General features: G+C 69.6%; 19 protein-coding genes. 8 read left to right on the forward strand and 11 right to left on the reverse strand.

Annotated elements, in window-relative coordinates:
* Positions 1–36 precede the first annotated feature (36 nt).
* Complete coding sequence (locus IGS68_RS07905; protein WP_201078709.1) at positions 37–378, reverse strand: DUF2934 domain-containing protein; 342 nt, start codon at positions 376–378, stop codon at positions 37–39.
* 446 nt (positions 379–824) lie between these two features.
* Between IGS68_RS07905 and IGS68_RS07910 the strand changes: the two genes are divergently transcribed.
* Together IGS68_RS07910 and IGS68_RS07915 are read left to right on the forward strand one after the other, a co-directional pair.
* Positions 825–1,367 (forward strand): hemerythrin domain-containing protein, encoded by a 543-nt coding sequence (locus tag IGS68_RS07910; protein WP_201078711.1) that lies wholly within the window; start codon positions 825–827, stop codon positions 1,365–1,367.
* A 118-nt stretch (positions 1,368–1,485) separates the two neighbouring features.
* Positions 1,486–1,956, forward strand: a complete 471-nt coding sequence (locus IGS68_RS07915) for an Rrf2 family transcriptional regulator (protein WP_201078713.1) — start codon at positions 1,486–1,488, stop codon at positions 1,954–1,956.
* Positions 1,957–2,082: 126 nt separating this feature from the next.
* Here IGS68_RS07915 and IGS68_RS07920 read toward each other — a convergent pair whose 3' ends face one another.
* The 9 genes from IGS68_RS07920 to IGS68_RS07960 all read right to left on the reverse strand — a co-directional run bounded on the left by IGS68_RS07920 (position 2,083) and on the right by IGS68_RS07960 (position 9,099).
* Entirely contained in the window at positions 2,083–2,763 is a 681-nt protein-coding gene (locus tag IGS68_RS07920; protein ID WP_201078715.1) for a hypothetical protein, read from the reverse strand.
* A 176-nt stretch (positions 2,764–2,939) separates the two neighbouring features.
* The gene (locus IGS68_RS07925) at positions 2,940–4,424 is read right to left on the reverse strand and encodes a tripartite tricarboxylate transporter permease (protein ID WP_201078717.1); all 1,485 of its coding nucleotides are present in this window, start codon (positions 4,422–4,424) and stop codon (positions 2,940–2,942) included.
* A gap of 6 nt (positions 4,425–4,430) precedes the next feature.
* Positions 4,431–4,904, reverse strand: a complete 474-nt coding sequence (locus tag IGS68_RS07930) for a tripartite tricarboxylate transporter TctB family protein (protein ID WP_201078719.1) — start codon at positions 4,902–4,904, stop codon at positions 4,431–4,433.
* A 15-nt stretch (positions 4,905–4,919) separates the two neighbouring features.
* Positions 4,920–5,912 carry a tripartite tricarboxylate transporter substrate binding protein gene (locus IGS68_RS07935; RefSeq protein WP_201078721.1) on the reverse strand — a complete coding sequence of 331 codons (993 nt, stop codon included), beginning with the start codon at positions 5,910–5,912 and terminating at the stop codon, positions 4,920–4,922.
* 65 nt (positions 5,913–5,977) lie between these two features.
* Complete coding sequence (locus tag IGS68_RS07940; protein WP_201078723.1) at positions 5,978–6,229, reverse strand: nitrile hydratase accessory protein; 252 nt, start codon at positions 6,227–6,229, stop codon at positions 5,978–5,980.
* Complete coding sequence (gene nthB / locus IGS68_RS07945) at positions 6,226–6,882, reverse strand: nitrile hydratase subunit beta (protein ID WP_201078725.1); 657 nt, start codon at positions 6,880–6,882, stop codon at positions 6,226–6,228. The genes IGS68_RS07940 and nthB overlap by 4 nt, the downstream gene beginning before the upstream one ends.
* Positions 6,879–7,529: a nitrile hydratase subunit alpha gene (nthA, locus tag IGS68_RS07950; protein WP_201078727.1), complete on the reverse strand. Its 651-nt coding sequence runs from the start codon at positions 7,527–7,529 to the stop codon at positions 6,879–6,881. Before nthA ends, nthB begins: the two co-directional genes overlap by 4 nt.
* A 2-nt stretch (positions 7,530–7,531) precedes the next feature.
* The gene (locus tag IGS68_RS07955) at positions 7,532–8,332 is read right to left on the reverse strand and encodes an SDR family NAD(P)-dependent oxidoreductase (protein WP_201078728.1); all 801 of its coding nucleotides are present in this window, start codon (positions 8,330–8,332) and stop codon (positions 7,532–7,534) included.
* A 29-nt stretch (positions 8,333–8,361) separates the two neighbouring features.
* Positions 8,362–9,099 carry an SDR family oxidoreductase gene (locus IGS68_RS07960; protein ID WP_201078730.1) on the reverse strand — a complete coding sequence of 246 codons (738 nt, stop codon included), beginning with the start codon at positions 9,097–9,099 and terminating at the stop codon, positions 8,362–8,364.
* Between the two features lie 216 nt (positions 9,100–9,315).
* Here IGS68_RS07960 and IGS68_RS07965 point away from each other — a divergent pair, with 216 nt between their 5' ends.
* Positions 9,316–9,876: a TetR/AcrR family transcriptional regulator gene (locus tag IGS68_RS07965; RefSeq protein ID WP_201078732.1), complete on the forward strand. Its 561-nt coding sequence runs from the start codon at positions 9,316–9,318 to the stop codon at positions 9,874–9,876.
* Between the two features lie 27 nt (positions 9,877–9,903).
* Positions 9,904–10,233: a DMT family transporter gene (locus IGS68_RS07970; protein ID WP_201081184.1), complete on the forward strand. Its 330-nt coding sequence runs from the start codon at positions 9,904–9,906 to the stop codon at positions 10,231–10,233.
* Between the two features lie 10 nt (positions 10,234–10,243).
* Here the strand turns inward: IGS68_RS07970 and IGS68_RS07975 are convergent, their stop codons facing one another.
* On the reverse strand, positions 10,244–11,017 hold the full coding sequence (locus tag IGS68_RS07975) for a cyclic nucleotide-binding domain-containing protein (RefSeq protein ID WP_201078734.1): 774 nt from the start codon (positions 11,015–11,017) through the stop codon (positions 10,244–10,246).
* A 188-nt stretch (positions 11,018–11,205) separates the two neighbouring features.
* Between IGS68_RS07975 and cydD the strand changes: the two genes are divergently transcribed.
* The 4 genes from cydD (at position 11,206) to IGS68_RS07995 (ending at position 17,378) form a co-directional block, all read left to right on the forward strand.
* Complete coding sequence (cydD, locus tag IGS68_RS07980) at positions 11,206–12,891, forward strand: thiol reductant ABC exporter subunit CydD (RefSeq protein ID WP_201078736.1); 1,686 nt, start codon at positions 11,206–11,208, stop codon at positions 12,889–12,891.
* Positions 12,884–14,554, forward strand: coding sequence for a thiol reductant ABC exporter subunit CydC (gene cydC / locus IGS68_RS07985; RefSeq protein WP_201078738.1), 1,671 nt, complete (start codon positions 12,884–12,886; stop codon positions 14,552–14,554). The genes cydD and cydC overlap by 8 nt, the downstream gene beginning before the upstream one ends.
* Before the next feature lie 60 nt (positions 14,555–14,614).
* Entirely contained in the window at positions 14,615–15,889 is a 1,275-nt protein-coding gene (locus tag IGS68_RS07990; protein WP_201078740.1) for a M20/M25/M40 family metallo-hydrolase, read from the forward strand.
* A gap of 274 nt (positions 15,890–16,163) precedes the next feature.
* Complete coding sequence (locus IGS68_RS07995; RefSeq protein ID WP_201078742.1) at positions 16,164–17,378, forward strand: hypothetical protein; 1,215 nt, start codon at positions 16,164–16,166, stop codon at positions 17,376–17,378.
* Positions 17,379–17,397: the final 19 nt, after the last annotated feature.

Genomic DNA, 17,397 nt, shown 5'->3' on the forward strand with positions numbered 1-17,397 from the left:
GGCCGGAGGCCGACCTGTCCCCTGGGGCGGCCCGCGTCAGGCGCCGCCGCCCGTCTCGTCCTGGACGCCGGGTTCGACCGCCTGTTTGCCGAACTGGTCGGCGTCGGTGCCCTCGGCCGCCCCGACTTCCGGACCTCCCGACGCTTCGCGCATGGCGCCCGCGGCATCCGAGATGCTGCCCATCGCCTTGTCGTCGTCGGCGCCCGACTGCAGCCCGGCGCCGGACTGCATGTCCTCTCCGGGCGCGCCCTGGCCCTCGCCCTGGCCGCCGCCGACCTCGCGCATGGCCTGTTCCCAGTGTTCCTGTTGCTTGCCTTCGGGCTGCCCCTCCTGCTGCCATATTTCGTAGGCACGCTGTCTGACGCGGTCGATGTCCATGGTGGTCTCCTGATCAAGAAGGGTGAAGCCGACGGAAGGCGGCACTCGTGAGAACAGGGCGGCGGGGGGATGGTCGCGCCCTTTCCGACGACTACCACGGGAGTCGATTCACGCTGGATTCGGTCCCCGTCCGGGAGGATGATCGGACCCAGGTCCGTCACCGGCCGACCGCCGGTCCCTGGGGGAGGAGACAATGAAAAACGCGAAGAAGCGGCGCTCCGGCATCGATCCGCTCTACCTGATCATCGGCGGCGCGCTGGGGCTGCTGGTCATCCTGTTCACTTTGATGAGGTAGCGCGCGCATGCGCTGGCATCGGCGCGGTTTGTCGCATCGCGGCAGGCGGCAAGCGGGCATAGACTCCTGATCGGCACAAGAACAACGGACGACCCGCGCAGGGTCCGGACACTGCCAGATCGTCCTGTCACCGACAGGAAGGAGAGCTTCGATGACGCCTGCAATCATCACGGCGATCAATGACGAGCATCGGACGATAGCGAAACTGCTTCACCTGATCGACCGACAGGTGACGCTGTTCAACGAGTCCGAGACGCCGGACCTGGATCTGCTCCACCTGATCATGGACTATACCCAGGCGTACCCCGATCTCTACCATCATCCCAAGGAGAACGCGGTCTTCCGGAAGCTCCGGGAGCGCGAGCCGGCCTTCGCCGACGCGGTGGACGCCCTGCTGGAGGACCACGCCCGGATGCCCCAGGTCTCGGCCAAGTTCGCCACGCTGGTCGAGCAGCTGATCGAGGACGCGACCATGCCGCGCGACGTCTTCGTCAAGGCCGCCATGGACTATGTGGACTTCCAGCGGTCCCACATGATGCGGGAGGTGGGCGACGTGCTGCCCGCCGCCGCGCGCATCCTGACCGCGGAGGACTGGGCGGAGCTGGAAAGCAGCGTCGGCCGGCAGGAGGATCCGCTGACCGGCGGCAAGGCCCATTACCAGAAGCTGGGCGAACTGCTCCTCAGCGAGGCCTGAACCTTTTTTCGGGCGCGGAGCCGTCTCCGTCGAGGGGGCTCCTTAAGGGGGCTACTCCGCCGCCCGGGAAAACTTATATATCGGGTGCATCATTAATCCGGCCGGCTCGGAGTTCGCCATGCGCCTGACCACCTATACCGACTATTCCCTCAGGGTCCTGATCTACCTGGGGGTTCGGAAGGAGGAGCTGGTCACGATCAAGCAGATTTCCGACCATTACGGCATATCCAACAACCACCTGCTGAAGGTGGTCCACCAGCTCGGGCTGATGGGCTTCGTGGAGACGGTCCGTGGCCGGAACGGCGGCCTGCGGCTCGCCCGGCCGGCGGCGCAGATCGTGATCGGCGACGTGGTGCGCAAGATGGAGCAGGACATGGCCCTGGTGCAGTGCTTCGACGGCGAAGCCGCCGCCGGATGCCGCATCGTCCCGGCCTGCGTCCTGAAGGGGGCGCTGGGCCGGGCGCTCCAGGCGTTCCTGGGCGTGCTGGACCAGTACACGCTTGCCCAGCTCGTGGAACCGAGGGAGCGCCTCGCGGAGCTGCTCCAGCTCGACCGGGCCGCCGGGGCTGTGCCCGATCAGGTTGGGTAGCGCCGCTGCCGACAAGGGATTTCGGGGTCAGACCACCATTTCCCCTGAACGTGATCATTCGGGAATGCCGGTGGGAAATGGTGGTCTGACCCCGATATCCCGGCTCCGGCCGACACGCCCAGACCGCTATCCCTCCGCGACGAGCCCGCGGGCGGGGGGCTGCTTGGTCCGGTCCGAACCCTGGCGGTCGCCGGCGGGACGGTGCAGGTCGCGCAGCCGTCGCTCGGCGGCGGCGATGCTCTCGTTGTTGCGCCGGGCGTCGGCGTCGATCGCGTCCAGCAGCGAGCGCAGCATCACGCGCAGGCGGTCGTTCTCGTTGACCAGCCGGCTGTTGTCCGACGCCAGCTTCGCCATGGAGGCCCTGGCCATCGACAGCTCGGCGGCCTGGCGCTCCAGCGTGCCGGAGAAGGCCTCTATCTGGGACAGCAGCGACTCGCCACTGTTCTTGGCGGCGTCCAGGCGGGCGAGCGTGGCTTGGCATTCGTCGAACAAGGGATCCTCGTGCGCGCTGGTGTCTGCGGAAAGGTCGAGGACGCCGTCCTCCTCGTCGTCCGGGTCCGCGGCCTCCTCGAACTTCGGCCGCGGGGCGCCGCGCCCGGGCGGCTCGTCGCTGAGCTGCCCGATCAGCGTCGCGATCGCGTGCAGGTCGTCGGTCATCTTCGGTTCGGCGGAGGAAGGGGCGGGGGCGGCCAGGCGCTCGCGCTGGGGCTTGGGCGGCGAGATCGCGGGCAGCGCCCGCGTCTCACCATCCTTCTGCGGTTGGGGAAGGTTGTCCACCTTGCCCCGAACCAGGAAATTCAATGACATCGGCAAAGCTCCGCACGGTTCGAGCCTGTGATGCCATTGGTTATCGTCCATTAAGCTTAATGGACCGTAAACCCACATGCGCGGCCGGGTCAGCGCCACGGCCGGCGCTCACATCCCCTCATCGTCATGCGCGGGTCGAGCCCGCGCATGAAGAAGCAGAAGAACGGCGCCGTGGCTCAGCTCCGTGTCTTCCGCCAGACGAACAGGACCAGCGGGACGACCCAGATCGCCAGGGTGATCACGCCCAGGGTTCCCGAGATCGGCCGCTCGAAGAAGCCTGCGAAGCTGCCGCCGGACTTGATCATCGAGGTGACGAAGTTCTCCTCCAGCATGGGACCGAGCACGATCCCCAGGATGGTCGGCGCGATCGGAAAACCGTTCTCCTCCATCACGAAGCCCAGCAGCCCGAAGACCAGCATCACCGTGATGCCGAACGCCGAGTTGTTGATGGCGAAGGACCCCACCACGCAGAACATCAGGATGGTCGGCATCAGCACGTTGCGCGGCACCCGCATCAGCACGCGGGCCGACTTGATCGCCGCCCAGCCGGCCGGAACCATGAAGATGTTGGCCAGGATGAAGATCAGGAAGACCGCGTAGATGTCCTGAGGGTTGTTGATGAAGATGGTCGGGCCGGGATTCATGCCCTTCAGGTACAGCACGCCGATGACGATCGCGGTGATGCTGTCGCCGGGGATCCCGAACACCAGGGCCGGCACCCAGGCCCCGCCCAGCGCCGCGTTGTTGGACGAGGTGCTCTCGATGATGCCTTCGACATGGCCGGTGCCGAACTTCTCCGGCGTGCGCGAGAACCGCTTGCTGACGGCGTAGCTGACCCACGACGCGATATCCGCGCCGGCCCCGGGCAGGGCGCCGATCGAGATGCCGATCATGTTGCCGCGGATCGACTGGCGCCAGTACTGCTTCATCAGCCGTCCCCAGCCGGTGAACAGGTTGCCGACCCGGGTCTGCGCGCCGTCCAGGTCGGGCGCCATGCCCAGCACGTAGCGGAAGATCTCCGACACCGCGAACAACCCGATCATGGCCGGGATGAAGTCGATCCCGCCCAGCAGGTCAACGTTGCCGAAGGTGAAGCGCGGCACGCCGGCCGGGTTGTTCAGGCCGATGGTGGCGACGAACAGCCCGATCAGCAGGCTGACCAGCCCCTTCACCGTCGAGCCGGTGCCGACCACTGTGGCGCAGGTCAGCCCCAGGCAGGCCAGCCAGAAATACTCGAACGAGCTGAAGCGGAGCGCCACTTCCGCCAGCGACGGGGCGGCGACGATCAGGATGGCGGTGCCGAACAGGCCGCCCAGGGCCGAGAACAGGAGGTTGGCTCCCAGCGCCAGCTCGCCCTTGCCCTTGCGGGTCATGGCGTAGGCTTCGTCGGTATAGGCGGCCGAGGCCGGGGTCCCGGGGATGCGCAGCAGCGTTCCCGGGATGTCGCCGGCGAAGATCGCCATGGCCGAGCAGGTCACGATGGCGCCGATCGCGGGAACCGGCTCCATGAAGAAGGTGATCGGGACGAGCAGCGCCGTCGCCATGGTCGCGGTGAGCCCGGGGACCGCGCCGACGAACAGGCCGAACAGCGCCGCCATGATGATGGTGAGCAGCACCTGCGGCTGGAACACCATCTGGGAGGCAAGGAGGATCGCGTCCATGCGGCGTCACCACGCCCAGGGGGTCAGGACGCCCCACGGCAGCGGCACGCGCAGCAGGCTGTAGAAGCCGTAATGGATCACCATGGTCAGGACGGCGGCCAGTACGGGAGCCAGCGCCGGCCTCACGCCGAGCACGGCGAACAGCACCGTCAGCGTGACGAAGGCCGTGGGGATGAACCCGAGCGGGGTGGACACCAGGATATAGAAGACCACCAGTGCCACGGTGATCCCCAGCGCCCGGAGATGATGCCCCGAGCGCGCCCAGGAGGCGAGGGAGACGGCGCCCGTCTCGGCCCAGTGCCGGAGTCCCCCGGCGATCAGGACCAGCGAGCAGGCGCCGATGGCGAAGGCGATCCAGGTCGGGAACACGGCGGCGCCGTATTCCTGGCCCGGGATCGTCGGCAGGGTGCGTGCGTACAGGCCGATCGCGAGCGCGAAGGCCAGCAGCACGGCACCCAGGATGGCGTCGTTGATCCGCATCGCTGAAGGATCGTCTTACTGCTTCGCGATGCCGACCGCCTTCATCACCTTGCCGAGGCTGTCGTTGCTCTCGGACATGAAATTCTCGAACTGCTCGCCCGAGGCGTAGATCATGCCGAAGCCGCGCTGGTTCATGAAGTCCTTGAACTCGGAGCTGTCATAGACATCCTTCAGCGCCGTCTTCAGCTTCTGCGCGACGTCGTCCGGCAGGCCCTTCGGGGCGACGATGCCGCGCCAGGCGGCCATGGTCCAGTCGATGCCGGTCTGTTCCTTGAGCGTCGGGATATTGGGGAACAGGGGGTTGCGCTCGTCCGCCATGATGGCGAGGCTCTTGACCCGCCCGGCGTCGATCAGGGAGCGCGCCTCCGGCAGGGAGCAGGGGACGATGTCGACGCCGCCCGCGACGAGATCCTGGAGGCCGGGTGCGGCGCCCTGGCTCGGGACCCACGGAACCGCCTGCGGATCGATGTCGGCCTCCTGGAGCATGCCGGCGATCGCCAGGTGCCAGATGCCGCCCTGGCCGGTGCCCGACGCCTTCATGTCGCCCGGGTTGGCGCGGATCGCTTCGAGCAGGTCGCGGGCCGACGCGTATTCGCTGTTCTGGGCGACCTGGAGGCCGGCCGGGTCCTCGTTCATCAGCGCGAGCGGGGTGTAGTCGGCATAGGTGAGCTGGGTCAGGCCCTGCCAGTGCATCATGCCGATCTCGACGGTGGCGATGCCCAGCGTGTAGCCGTCGGGCGAGGCGCTGGCGATCGCCTGGTGGCCGACCACGCCGCTGCCGCCGGTCCGGTTGACCACGTTGATCGGCTGGCCCAGCGACTTCTCCAGCAGGCTGCTGATGATCCGGGCGGTGGCGTCCGTGCCGCCGCCGGCTCCCCAAGGCACGATCATGGTGATCGGGCGCTCGGGATAGGCCGCGAAGGCCGGGGCGGTCCCCAGGGCGATCCCGGCGGTCACCAGGGCGCCGAAGGCCGCGGTGCAGGTGCGGATGAAGGTTCTTCTGATCATCGTCTTTCCCCCAGTTTTTTGTTGTTATCCTCTCCCCGTGGATCCCGCGTTCCGTCCGGGGATCCTCAAGGCATCTCATCGGGCTCTATCAGGCCCTTGGTCACGACCATGCGCTCCAGGGCGCGCAGCCAGTGATGGTAGTATGTGTTTCCCTGGTCGGGATCGCCCCGGTCCTGCGCGGCCGCGATCTCCTCCGACAGGGTCGCGGCCCATTCGGACCAGGTGAAATGGCCGGCCTCGTGGAGCTTGACCGTCATGGCGAAGGCCTGGGCCTCCCACGGTTCCCGGAAAGGCCGCTCGTCCCCGGGGCCGATCATGGCGCCGGCTCCAGGTAGTCGTCCCACAGATCGACCAGGACGGTGTCGTTCTCCCGCGCCGCGTCGCCCCACAGCGCGCGGCCGGTGAAGCGCACGCTGTAGCAGTGCTGCGGCTTCGTCCCTTCGCCGTGGGCGTGGGTGTCGGGAAAGATATGGACGCCGTGGTCGCGGCCGATCGTGCCGATCCTGCCCCGGCAATAGCGGGGCACGCGGGTGTGGCGGGGTGTCGTGACGTCCCGGACCAGCACGCGATCCCCCGCCTTGAAGCGGGGCGGCACCGTGTCCGGCAGCCGCGCGCTCGACCCTTTGCGGAGGATCGCGGCGACCCGTTCCGGATCGGGCGGCGGGGTGTCGGATACCGATCGCGGAACGCCGGTCGCCAGCTCCTCGGCGGTGATCAGGCCGGTGTCCAGCGCCAGCTTCTCCGCCGCCTTGAACCACAGCTCGTAATAGCTGCTGCCCAGGTATTCCGGCGGGGGACGGTTCTCCCGCGCGTGGCGGGAGGTGTCGATGTTCCACCGCCCGTGGAAACCCAGGGCCAGCGTGACCGCGAAGGCCCGCCGTTCCCACTCGGCATGGAACGGCGGGTCGTCCGGATCGGTGTCGATCGGCCCCATGCCGTGCATGCCGCCCATGTCGTGGGCGCCGTTCATGCCGTCTGCTTCCCGGCCGGGGGCCCGGCGTGGGTCACGCCGATCATCGAATCGCGGGTGACCAGGTCCGCCAGTTCCTCCTCGCCCATGCCTTCCGTACCGGGCGGGCGTTCGGGCAGAACGAGGTAGCGCAGTTCCGCCGTGCTGTCCCAGACCCGCACCTCGACGCCGTCCGCCACCTCGGTGCCGAACTCGGCCAGCACGCCGCGCGGGTCGAGCACCGCCCGCGACCGGTACGGCGCCGACTTGTACCAGACCGGCGGCAGCCCGAGGACCGGCCAGGGATAGCAGGAGCACAGGGTGCAGACAACCAGGTTGTGGACCTCCGGCGTGTTCTCCACCACGACCATGTCCTCGCCCTGGCGGCCGGTGAAGCCGAACTCGGCGATGGCCGAGGTCGCGTCGTCCAGCAGCCGCGCCTTGTAGGCCGGATCGGCCCAGGCCCGGGCCACGACCCGCGCGCCGTTGCGCGGGCCGACCTTGTGCTCGTAGGTGTCGATCAGCGCGTCGAGGGAGGCCGGATCGACCAGCTTCTTGGCGACCAGCAGGTCCTCCAGCGCCTTGACCCGACGAGCCAGCGGGGAGGGGGGATCCGCGTGGGCGTGCCCGTTCCCATGCCCGTGATCATGGTCATGATGACCGCCCATGGTCAGACGGTTCCCGCGTCCACGATGAAGGTCTGGGCCGAGCACATGCGGCTGTCGTCGGCCCCCAGGAACAGGACCATCCGCGCCACGTCGTGCGGCTTGAGCTCTTCCTTCAGGCACTGGCGGGCGAGGTTGCCTTCCAGCTTCTCCGGCGTCACCCACAGGGACTTCTGACGCTCGGTCATGATCCAGCCCGGCGCCACGTGGTTGACCCGGATGCCGGACGGCCCCAGGTCCCGGGCGAGCGCCCGCGTCAGCCCCAGGGCTCCGGCCTTGGCCGCCTGGTATACCGCCAGGTCGTCGGTGCAGACATACCAGGAGGTCGAGCCCAGATTGACGATCGAGCCGCCGCCCGCCTGCGCCATTCCGGGCGCCACCGCCTGGGCCATGAAGAACTGGTGCCGCAGGTTCACGTTGAAGCGGTCGTCCCAGTATTCCGGGGTGACCTCGGCGATGGTGTGCCGGTCGTCGCGCGCCGCGTTGTTGACCAGCACGCGGATCGGGCCGAGCCCGTCCTCGATCCGCTTGGCGGCGGCCTTGGCGGCGGCGATGTCGGTCAGGTCGCACGCGACGAAGAGCGGGGCGGCGACCCCGGCCTCGCGCAGGGTGGCGAGCAGCCCCTCGGCCGCGGCCTCGTCGCGGTCGATGAACCCGACCTTGGCGCCCTGCACGGCGTAATGCGCCACGGTGGAGGCGCCGATGCCCGAGGCGCCGCCGGTGATCAGGACGGCCCTGCCGTCCAGGCTGGGGTAGCGGGCGGCCTTGCGGGCGGCCTCGATGTCGGCGACGGTCACGTCTGCCATGTCTTGGTCCTCATGTTCCTGGTAGGGACTCAGATGCTGATGCCGCCGTCCACGATGTGGATCTGGCCGGTGGTGAAGGCGGATTCGTCGGCGGCGAGATAGACCGCCATGGCGGCGATCTCCTCCGGCGTGCCGAGCCGGCCGAGCGGCTGGCGCGCGACGAAGGCCTTGCGGGCCGCCTCGGCGTCGCCCGTGGCGGCGATCCGCTCGTCCAGCGACGGGCTCTGGATCGTGCCGGGGCAGATCGCGTTGCAGCGGATTCCCTTGGTCACGAAGTCGGCGGCGACCGACTTGGTCAGCCCGATCACCGCGGCCTTGCTGGCGCCGTAGACGAACCGGTTGGGAATGCCCTTCACGGACGAGGCGACAGAGGCGATGTTGACGATCGACCCGCCCTGGCCGCGCTCCAGCATGGCCGGCAGGAACGCGCGGACGGTCCTGTACATGCTGCGGACGTTGAGGTCGAACGAGAAGTCCCAGTCCTTCTCCTCGCAGTCGAGGATGGTGCCGTTGTGGACGAATCCCGCGCAGTTGACCAGCGCGTCGAGCGCGCCGAGCTCGCCCGCGAGCTGCCGGATCGCCTCCGGGTCGAGCACGTCGAGCCGGCGCACGGTCAGCCGCTCGGTTCCTTCCAGTTCCTTCAGCTTGTCGACGTTGAGATCCGTCGCGACGACTTCGGCGCCTTCGCGCGCGAAGGCCAGCGCCGTGGCGCGGCCGATCCCCTGGGCCGCCGCGGTTACCAACGCGGTCTTGCCGGACAAACGCATACTTCAGTCTCCCCCTGCGAGCCGCTTTCCCTCGCGGCCTGCTTTGTTCTCCACCCGGATTGCCCGGGCCGGGACAGTTTCGCGCGGGTAAACTGGTATGTCCACCTCTGCTTCGAGCCATCTCTCCTTCGTGGGCCGGTTTAAAGGGATATCCACGGATGCACGTCCCTCCGGATCAACTTGCCTTACATACCGTCCGGACGGTATGTAAGCGGCATGACCGAGACCCGCACCCGCCGACGCCGGCCCGAAGCCACCCAGCAGCGCCTGCTGGAGGTGGCTGGGGAAATCGTGGGGGAGGCGGGGGTCGCGGCCCTGACGCTGGAGGCGGTCGCGAAGCGGGCCGGCGTCAGCAAGGGCGGGCTGCTGCATCATTTCCCCAGCAAGCAGGCGCTGCTGGCGGCCATGGTCGGGGCGATGGCCGAGCGCTTCGCGCGGGCAGCCGACACGGCCGCGGCGGCGGATGCGGACCCGCGCGGGCGCGGCGCCCGGGCCTATGTGCGGACCGCGGTCAGCGAGCCGGAGGCGGAGATCAGGCGCTGGGCCGCCCTCAGCGCCGCCTTCATGTCCGACCCGTCGCTCCTCGACGGCTGGCGCGGCCGGCTGAAGGAGTTCCGGGATGCCGACCGGGCGGAATGCGCGGATCCGGTGGACGCCCTGGTCGCCCGGCTGGCGGCCGACGGCCTGTGGTTCGCCGACGTCTGCGGGCTGTACGACATCGACGCGGAGACGCGGCGGCAGGTCGCCGACCGCCTGGTCGCGCTGACCCGTTCCTGAGGATCCGAGCGCGGAGGAGAATCGATGATGGTCTATGCGATCCTGTTCGCCGCCGTCGTGCTGGAAGTCATCGGGACCTCGGCCCTGAAGGCGTCAGAACAGTTCACCAAGCCGGTGCCGGTCGCGGTCACGCTGGCCTGCTACGGGGCGTCCTTCTTCCTGCTGTCGCTGGCGCTCAGGACCCTGCCGGTCGGCATCGCCTACGCGATCTGGAGCGGCCTGGGCATCGTGCTGATCAGCCTGGTGGGGTTCTTCTGGTTCAAGCAGGCGCTCGACACCCCGGCGGTGCTGGGGCTGAGCCTGATCCTGGCCGGCGTGGTCGTCGTCAACGTTTTCTCGAAGTCGGTGCCGCACTGACCGCCGCGCGTCACGCGGCGTCGGACAGCTCGGATATCGCGTCCGGGTCGGCCAGCTCGATCTTGTGGCCTTCCAGGAGCCGGATCAGCCCGGCCGTCTTCAGGCAGGTGATGGTGCGCGACACGGTCTCGATCGTCAGGCCCAGATAGTCGGCGATGTCCGACCTGCCCATCGGCATGCTCAGCCGCGTGTCGCTCAGCCCGCGCTTGGCCGCCTTGCGCGACAGCGTCATCAGGAAGGTGCAGAGCTTTTCCTTGGCGGACTTGCGGCCCAGCAGGACCATCTGCTCCTGGGCGGTCAGCAGCTCGTTGGCGGTGACCGCGAGCAGGCGGCGGCGGACGACGGGGTTCTCGTCGATCAGGGCCTCCAGGCGCCGCCGCGGGAACCGGCGGACCGCCGCCGTGGTCACCGCTTCGGCCGTATAGAGATAGGTGTCGTTGAAGGACAGGCCCAGGAAGTCCCCGGCCTCCAGGAAACCGATGATCTGGCGGCGGCCGTCGGGCAGCAGCTTGAACACGCGGATGGTGCCGCTCATCACCTCGAACACGTTGTCGGCGTGGTCGCCCTCGCGGAACAGCGGGCAGTCGCGGTCCACGGTCGCGACCGTGGCGATGGCGTCGAGCGGATCGGAGGTGTGCATGGCCCAGCGGGAAGCGTTGCCCGACGCCCAGGACGGCGGCGGGGCGGAGATGTTGGCCGTCTGCCGGCGTGCCTGGACCATGCCTCCGAGGGTTGCGGAAGATGCTGCCGGTGCCGTGTCGGCGATCGCAAGGGCTGGGGCCATGATCTCTATCCTCTCCGCTCCGCTTGATCGGATTCTTTGGACTTTCCGTCGTCCGTGACCGAGGTATAGAGCCAGCCGGCCCTGCGGCTAAGTTCGGTATTTTACGTAAGGGTTTGTACGTAAGGGGTTCTACGTATGCCGTCGGAGGCTATTTCAGGTGTGAAGATCGGGATGGACGAGAGGGACCGGTGACGGATCGGCAGGCGGCGAAGTGGCTCGGCGGGCTGGCGCGGCAGGCCCGCCTGGGGATCGGGCTCGCGGTCGGCGCGGGCTTCGCCAGCGGGGTCCTGCTGCTGGTCCAGGCCGGCCTGATCGCCCATGTGCTCCATGCGGCCATCGTCGACGGGGTTCCGCGCGCGGACCTGATGCCGGCCCTGTGGGTGCTGCTCGCGGTCTACGGCGCGCGGGCGGCCTGCGCCTGGGGGGCGGAGGTCGCCGGGTTCGCCGCGGCGGCCCGCGTGCGGTCGGCGCTGCGGCGGGAACTGTACGGCCATATCGCGCGGCTCGGCCCGGCCTATGCCGGCGGGCGTCACAGCGGCGACCTGTCCACCGTCCTGATCGAGCAGGTCGATGCGCTGGACGGCTATTTCGCCCGGTTCCTGCCGCAGATGGCGCTCTCGGTGCTGGTGCCGCTGACCCTGCTGGCGGCGATCTTCCCGATCAATTGGGTGGTCGGCGCCATGCTGCTGGCGGCGGCCCCCTTCGTGCCCCTGTTCATGTCGCTGATCGGCATGGGGGCCGCCGCCGCCAGCCGCCGCCAGTTCGAGGCCCTGGCCCGCATGGGCGGGTATTTCCTGGACCGCCTCCAGGGGCTGACCACGCTGAAGCTGTTCGGCCAGGCGCGGCGGGAGCTGGAACTGATCGGCCAGGTCTCGGACGAGTACCGCCGGCGCACCATGGGGGTCCTGCGCATCGCCTTCCTGTCCTCCGCCGTGCTGGAGCTGTTCAGCGCCATGGCGGTCGCCGTGGTCGCCATCTATGTCGGGTTCAGCCTGCTGGGTTGGGTCCGGTTCGGCCCCAGCGGCGACGTCACCCTGGCGACCGGGATGTTCGTCCTCCTGCTGGCGCCCGAATTCTTCCTGCCCTTTCGCCAGCTCGCCGCCCACTATCACGACCGGGCCGCCGCGGTCGGGGCCGCCGGGCAGATCCTGGCGGTGCTGGACACCCCGGCGCATCCGCCCGCCGGCATCCGCCCGCCGGCCGGCGCCGGCCCGATGGCGCTGGAAATGACCGACGTCGAATTCGCCCATGGCGGAGGGGAGGGCGCGCGGCCGGTCCTGGCCGGCTTCTCGCTGAGCGTCGCCGCCGGCGAGCGGGTGGCCCTGGTCGGCCCCAGCGGCACCGGCAAATCGACGGTGATCGGCCTGTTCCTGGGCTTCCTGCGGCCCGCCGCCGGCTCCGTCCGGATCGGCGGGCTGGAGGTCGGGCGGATCGACCCGGCCGACGTGACCGCCTGGGTCGGGCAGAACCCGCACCTGTTCCACGGCACGATCCGCGACAATATCCGGCTGGCCCGGCCCGACGCCTCCGACGAGGCGGTGGAGGCCGCCGCCGCCGCCGCGCGGGTCAGCGACTTCGCGGCCCGCCTGCCGGACGGACTGGACACCCTGATCGGCCAGCGCGGCCACGGCATCTCCGGCGGGGAGGCACGCCGCGTGGCCCTGGCCCGGGCCTACCTGAAGGACGCGCCCGTCCTGCTGCTGGACGAGCCGACCGCCGGCCTCGACCCCGCCAACGAGGCGCTGGTGCTGGAGGCGCTGGGTACCCTGGCGCAGGGGCGTACCGTCCTGATCGCCACCCACAGCCTGTCCGGCATCGGCTGGGCCGACCGGCGGGTGGAGATCGGCGGCAGCGTGGCGGTGGCCGATGCGTGACCTCTGGCCCTTCCTCAAGCTGTTCCGCCGGCAGGGCGGGCGCATGGCGCTGGGGGCGCTGCTGATGCTGGTGACGCTCGCCGCCGGGATCGGCCTGCTCGGCCTGTCCGGCTGGTTCATCACCGGCAGCGCGCTGGCCGGCCTGGGGCTGGGCGTCGCGGGCTTCAACATCTTCACGCCCAGCGCCGGCATCCGCGCCGCCGCCCTGGTCCGGACCGCCGGCCGCTACGCCGAGCGGCTGGTCAACCACGAGGCGACCTTCCGCCTGCTGGCCGACCTGCGCCGCTGGCTGTTCGAGCGCGCCCTGCCGCTCGACGCCGGGCAGGTGGCGCGCCTGACCGGCGGCGACCTGCTGACCCGCCTGACCGCCGATATCGACGCGCTCGACAATCTGTACCTGCGGGTGGTCGCCCCCAGCGCCGTGGCCCTGCTGACCGCGATCGGGGTTCTGACGCCGCTGGGCTGGATCGATCCCGGCGTGGCGCTGGCCGCGGCGGCGCTGATGCTGGTCGCGAGCGTCGGCGTGCCCGCGCTGGCCGGGCGGCTGGGCGCCGGCGCCGGGCGCGACCTGGTGCAGATCGGCGCGCGGCTCCGGACCCGCGCCGTGGACGGCATCCAGGGGCTGGCCGACCTGCGGGCCTTCGCCGCCGACGGACGGCATCTGGAAGCCCTGTCGCGCGACACCGACCTGCTGATCGCGCGGCAGCGGCGGATGAGCTCGATCACCGGCCTGTCCGCCGGGCTGACCATGCTGGCCGCGGGGCTCGCCGTCTGGACCGCCCTGCTGCTGGTCGTCGGGGAGGTGGAGCGGGACCGGCTGGACGGCCCGACCGCCGCCCTGGCCGTATTCGTCGTGATGGCTGTGTTCGAGGCGACGGCCCCGCTGCCGCTGGCCTACCAGTATCTCGGCCGGACCCGCGCCGCCGCCCGCCGCCTGCTGGAAATCGCGGAGATGCCGCCCGGCGTGCGCGACCCGGACCAGCCGGCGCCGCCTCCCGGCGACTTCGCCCTGCGGTTCGAGCAGGTCGGCCTCTCCCACGGCACCAAGACGGTGATCCGGGACCTCTCCCTGGAGCTGCCCGCCGGGCGCGTGACGGTGCTGCTGGGGCCGAGCGGGGCCGGCAAGTCCACGCTGGCCCGGCTGGCGCTTCGCCTGACGGACCCGGATGCCGGCCGCGTCACCCTGGGCGGCGTCGATCTGCGCGACCTGCGGCAGGAGGACCTGCACCGGCACATGGCCTATGTCAGCCAGGGCACCCACCTGTTCGCCGCCGACATCCGGGACAACCTGCTGATCGCCCGCCCCGGCGCCACCAACGCCGAGCTGTGGGAGGCGTTGGAAGTCGTCCAGCTCGCCGACTTCGTCGAATCCCTCCCCGACGGCATCCTGACCTGGGTCGGCGAGAACGGCGTGCTTCTGTCCGGCGGCCAGGCCCGGCGGCTGGCCGTGGCGCGGGCGCTGCTGAAGGACACGCCGGTGATGATCCTGGACGAACCGACCGAGGGGCTGGACGCCGCGACCGAGGCGGCCCTGATGGCCGAACTCCGCCCGCGCCTCGCCGGCCGCACCGTCCTGCTGATCACCCACCGGGAGACCCTGGCCACCGGTGCCGACATCGTCCGGCGGCTGGAGGATGGCTTCCTTTTGTCCACGCGATCTTGACCGCCGCCGGGTGTTGAAGGGGGACGAGAAACCGGTCAATCCAGTCGAGGAACGCCCTCCATGCTCATGCGGCCTGCAACCTTCGCGGCGGCGATCGCCCTGTCGTCCATCGGAGTTTCGTCCTTCGGAGTCCCCGGTGCCGGCCAAGCGGCGGAGAAGCCGGCCGAAGACCTGCTGAAGCGCGCGGAGTCCGAGAGGCCGGAGTTCCTGACGACCCTGGAAGAGCTTGTCTCCATCGATTCCGGCACCGGCAACGCGGAAGGGCTGTCCAAGGTCGAAGGCATCCTGGTGGAGCGCCTGAAGGCCCTCGGCGCCGAGGTCGAGGTCACGCCGGCGCAGCCGTCCGCCGGCAACAACATCGTCGGCACCCTGAAAGGGTCGGGAGAGGCGAAGTTCCTGCTGATGGTCCATTACGACACGGTGTTCGGACCCGGCACGGCCGCGGAACGTCCCTTCCGGGTCGATGGCGAGCGGGTCCACGGGCCGGGCGTCGCCGACGCCAAGGGCGGTCTCGCCATGATCCTGCATTCGCTGAAACTGCTGCGCGACCAGGGCTTCGACCGCTACGGCTCGATCACCGTCCTGTTCAACCCGGACGAGGAGATGGGCTCGGGCGGATCGAAGAAGATGATCGCCGACCTGGCGCGCGGGCAGGACTACGTCTTCTCCTACGAGCCGCCGGACAAGGATGCCGTCACGACCGCGACCAACGGCATCAACACGGTCTATCTGGACGTGAAGGGCAGGGCGTCGCACGCCGGCTCCGCTCCCGAGGAGGGGCGCAACGCCGTCACCGAGCTGGCCCACCAGATCGTCCGGCTCAAGGACCTGGGCGATCCGGCGAAGGGCACCACGGTCAACTGGACCATCGTCAAGGGCGGGGAGAAGCGGAACATAATCCCGCCGGCCGCCTCCGCCGAAGCCGACATGCGCTATTCCGACCTGACCGAGTACGACCGCGTCCTGGCCGACGGCCGGCGGATCATAGCGGACAAGCTGATCCCCGACACCGAAGTGTCGTTCCGCATCGAGAAGGGACGCCCGCCGCTGGCGAGGAATCCGGGCTCCGAACAGTTGGCCGCCCTCGCGAAACAGCTTTACGGCCGGATCGGCCAGACCGTCGAGCCGGTCGCCATGCGCTTCGGCACCGATGCCGGCTACGCCTACGTCCCCGACAGCCCCAAGCCCGCCGTGCTGGAGACCATGGGCGTCGTCGGCGCCGGCCTGCATTCGCCCGAGGAATACGTCGAACTGTCCAGCATCGCCCCGCGGCTCTACCTGACCACCAGCCTGATCATGGAGCTCTCGGAAAACCCCCAGTCGAAGAGCGAGTAGAATTCCCGCACGGTGCTCTCCATCGATCCGCCGCGTCGCTCTACCGTAGGTCGGCCGTCGCCCGCCAGGGCGAACGCCGACACCCCGCTTCGACTCTTCGGCCACGCTGTCGGCGTCAGCCTTCGGCCGAGGCCGACCTACGGCTCCTCCGGATTAACCTTAATGGCTAATTAACTACTTTATCCTATTCCCTCGCCACGGCGGGCGGCAGGCGACCCGCCCATTGTGGATCGCGAGGGTTTGGGTGAACAGGTCAGGTATTCCGGCGGCCCCGATGGCCGTCTCGACGGCGCTGCTGCCGCTGGTACTGCTGCCGCTGGTCTTGGTGCCGGCCTCGGGCGCCGGGGCGGCGGACGCTTTCGTCGCCACGCTGAGCGCCAACGGCGAGAGCAGGACCTACAGCTACAAAAGCATCGAGGATGCCATCGACAGCGTCTCGGGCACCAGCCTGAGAAACCTCCTGCCGAGCTATTCCGACAACGCCCCCGCCACCGCCGTCTTCAACCTGCGGGGCCTGGGCGCTACGATCGAGTATCCGGGCGCCGGGGCCGACCTGGTGCTGAAGGTGCCCGCCGCGGGGATCGAGCGGACCTTCACCGGCGCCACCCGCGACGAGGCGGAGGACGCCCTATCCGACTACTTCAAGGGGCAGGGGGCCAGCGACGTCACCAGCATCCTCCAGGCCGCCGTCCGGGAGACCGCGATCGATCCGGTGGCCGGCAACCCGGACAGCCTGATGTCGCTGATGGGTGCAGCCGACTTTGCCCAGGGCACCGACGCGCTCGGCCACTCCGGCGGCGAGGGCGGCACCGACCTGTTCGGCTTCACGGTCGAGGGCGGGCGGGGCACGGCCCCGGGCGGCTACGACCAGGACCGGGTGACCGGCGCGCTGTCCTACCGCCTCAACTTCGACGGGTCCGACACCGCCGTCCTGTTCGACCTGCCGGTCAACTGGATCCGGACCGGCGACTCCGACTCCCTGTCCGGATCGCTCGGCATCGGCGTCCGGGTGCCGCTGACCGACTCCTGGTCGCTGACCCCGGCGGTCCGGGCCGGCGTCGCCGGGTCGATCGACATGGGCGCCGCGGCGGTGGTCTATTCCGGATCGCTGACCAGCGACTTCCGCTGGGACTGGGGCGGCTGGCGGTTCGGGCTGGGCAACATGGCGGGCGTCTACCGGGCGACCGGCGTATCGGTCGGCGACTACGACATCGATTACGACCTGACCAACGTCATCCTGCGCAACGGGATCTCGGTGTCGCGGGACCTGACCGACAGCGTGGCCCCGCTGAGCGTGACGGCGTCGTTCGTGGACAGCCGGTATCTCGGCGACGACCTGTTCGTCGAGGCGTTCGACGAGGTCACCGTCAGCCTCGCCAAGGCGGCGACGGCCGGTCGCTTCCGCTTCGACCGGGTCGAGCTGGGCGTGTCCTACGGCTTCGGTGACGATTACGAACGGATCATGGGCAGGCTGAAGCTGCGCTTCTGACCGGCGGCGCTTTTCCGGC

Origin of the sequence: Skermanella sp. TT6, from assembly GCF_016653635.2 — a bacterium.
Classification (GTDB): domain Bacteria; phylum Pseudomonadota; class Alphaproteobacteria; order Azospirillales; family Azospirillaceae; genus Skermanella; species Skermanella cutis.

Coding starts and splice junctions, on each gene's coding strand:
- IGS68_RS07905 (WP_201078709.1), bottom strand. CDS start 378: ATGGACATCGACCGCGTCAGACAGCGTGCCTACGAAATATGGCAGCAG.
- IGS68_RS07910 (WP_201078711.1), top strand. CDS start 825: ATGACGCCTGCAATCATCACGGCGATCAATGACGAGCATCGGACGATA.
- IGS68_RS07915 (WP_201078713.1), top strand. CDS start 1,486: ATGCGCCTGACCACCTATACCGACTATTCCCTCAGGGTCCTGATCTAC.
- IGS68_RS07920 (WP_201078715.1), bottom strand. CDS start 2,763: ATGTCATTGAATTTCCTGGTTCGGGGCAAGGTGGACAACCTTCCCCAA.
- IGS68_RS07925 (WP_201078717.1), bottom strand. CDS start 4,424: ATGGACGCGATCCTCCTTGCCTCCCAGATGGTGTTCCAGCCGCAGGTG.
- IGS68_RS07930 (WP_201078719.1), bottom strand. CDS start 4,904: ATGCGGATCAACGACGCCATCCTGGGTGCCGTGCTGCTGGCCTTCGCG.
- IGS68_RS07935 (WP_201078721.1), bottom strand. CDS start 5,912: ATGATCAGAAGAACCTTCATCCGCACCTGCACCGCGGCCTTCGGCGCC.
- IGS68_RS07940 (WP_201078723.1), bottom strand. CDS start 6,229: ATGATCGGCCCCGGGGACGAGCGGCCTTTCCGGGAACCGTGGGAGGCC.
- nthB (WP_201078725.1), bottom strand. CDS start 6,882: ATGAACGGCGCCCACGACATGGGCGGCATGCACGGCATGGGGCCGATC.
- nthA (WP_201078727.1), bottom strand. CDS start 7,529: ATGGGCGGTCATCATGACCATGATCACGGGCATGGGAACGGGCACGCC.
- IGS68_RS07955 (WP_201078728.1), bottom strand. CDS start 8,332: ATGGCAGACGTGACCGTCGCCGACATCGAGGCCGCCCGCAAGGCCGCC.
- IGS68_RS07960 (WP_201078730.1), bottom strand. CDS start 9,099: ATGCGTTTGTCCGGCAAGACCGCGTTGGTAACCGCGGCGGCCCAGGGG.
- IGS68_RS07965 (WP_201078732.1), top strand. CDS start 9,316: ATGACCGAGACCCGCACCCGCCGACGCCGGCCCGAAGCCACCCAGCAG.
- IGS68_RS07970 (WP_201081184.1), top strand. CDS start 9,904: ATGGTCTATGCGATCCTGTTCGCCGCCGTCGTGCTGGAAGTCATCGGG.
- IGS68_RS07975 (WP_201078734.1), bottom strand. CDS start 11,017: ATGGCCCCAGCCCTTGCGATCGCCGACACGGCACCGGCAGCATCTTCC.
- cydC (WP_201078738.1), top strand. CDS start 12,884: ATGCGTGACCTCTGGCCCTTCCTCAAGCTGTTCCGCCGGCAGGGCGGG.
- IGS68_RS07990 (WP_201078740.1), top strand. CDS start 14,615: ATGCTCATGCGGCCTGCAACCTTCGCGGCGGCGATCGCCCTGTCGTCC.
- IGS68_RS07995 (WP_201078742.1), top strand. CDS start 16,164: ATGGCCGTCTCGACGGCGCTGCTGCCGCTGGTACTGCTGCCGCTGGTC.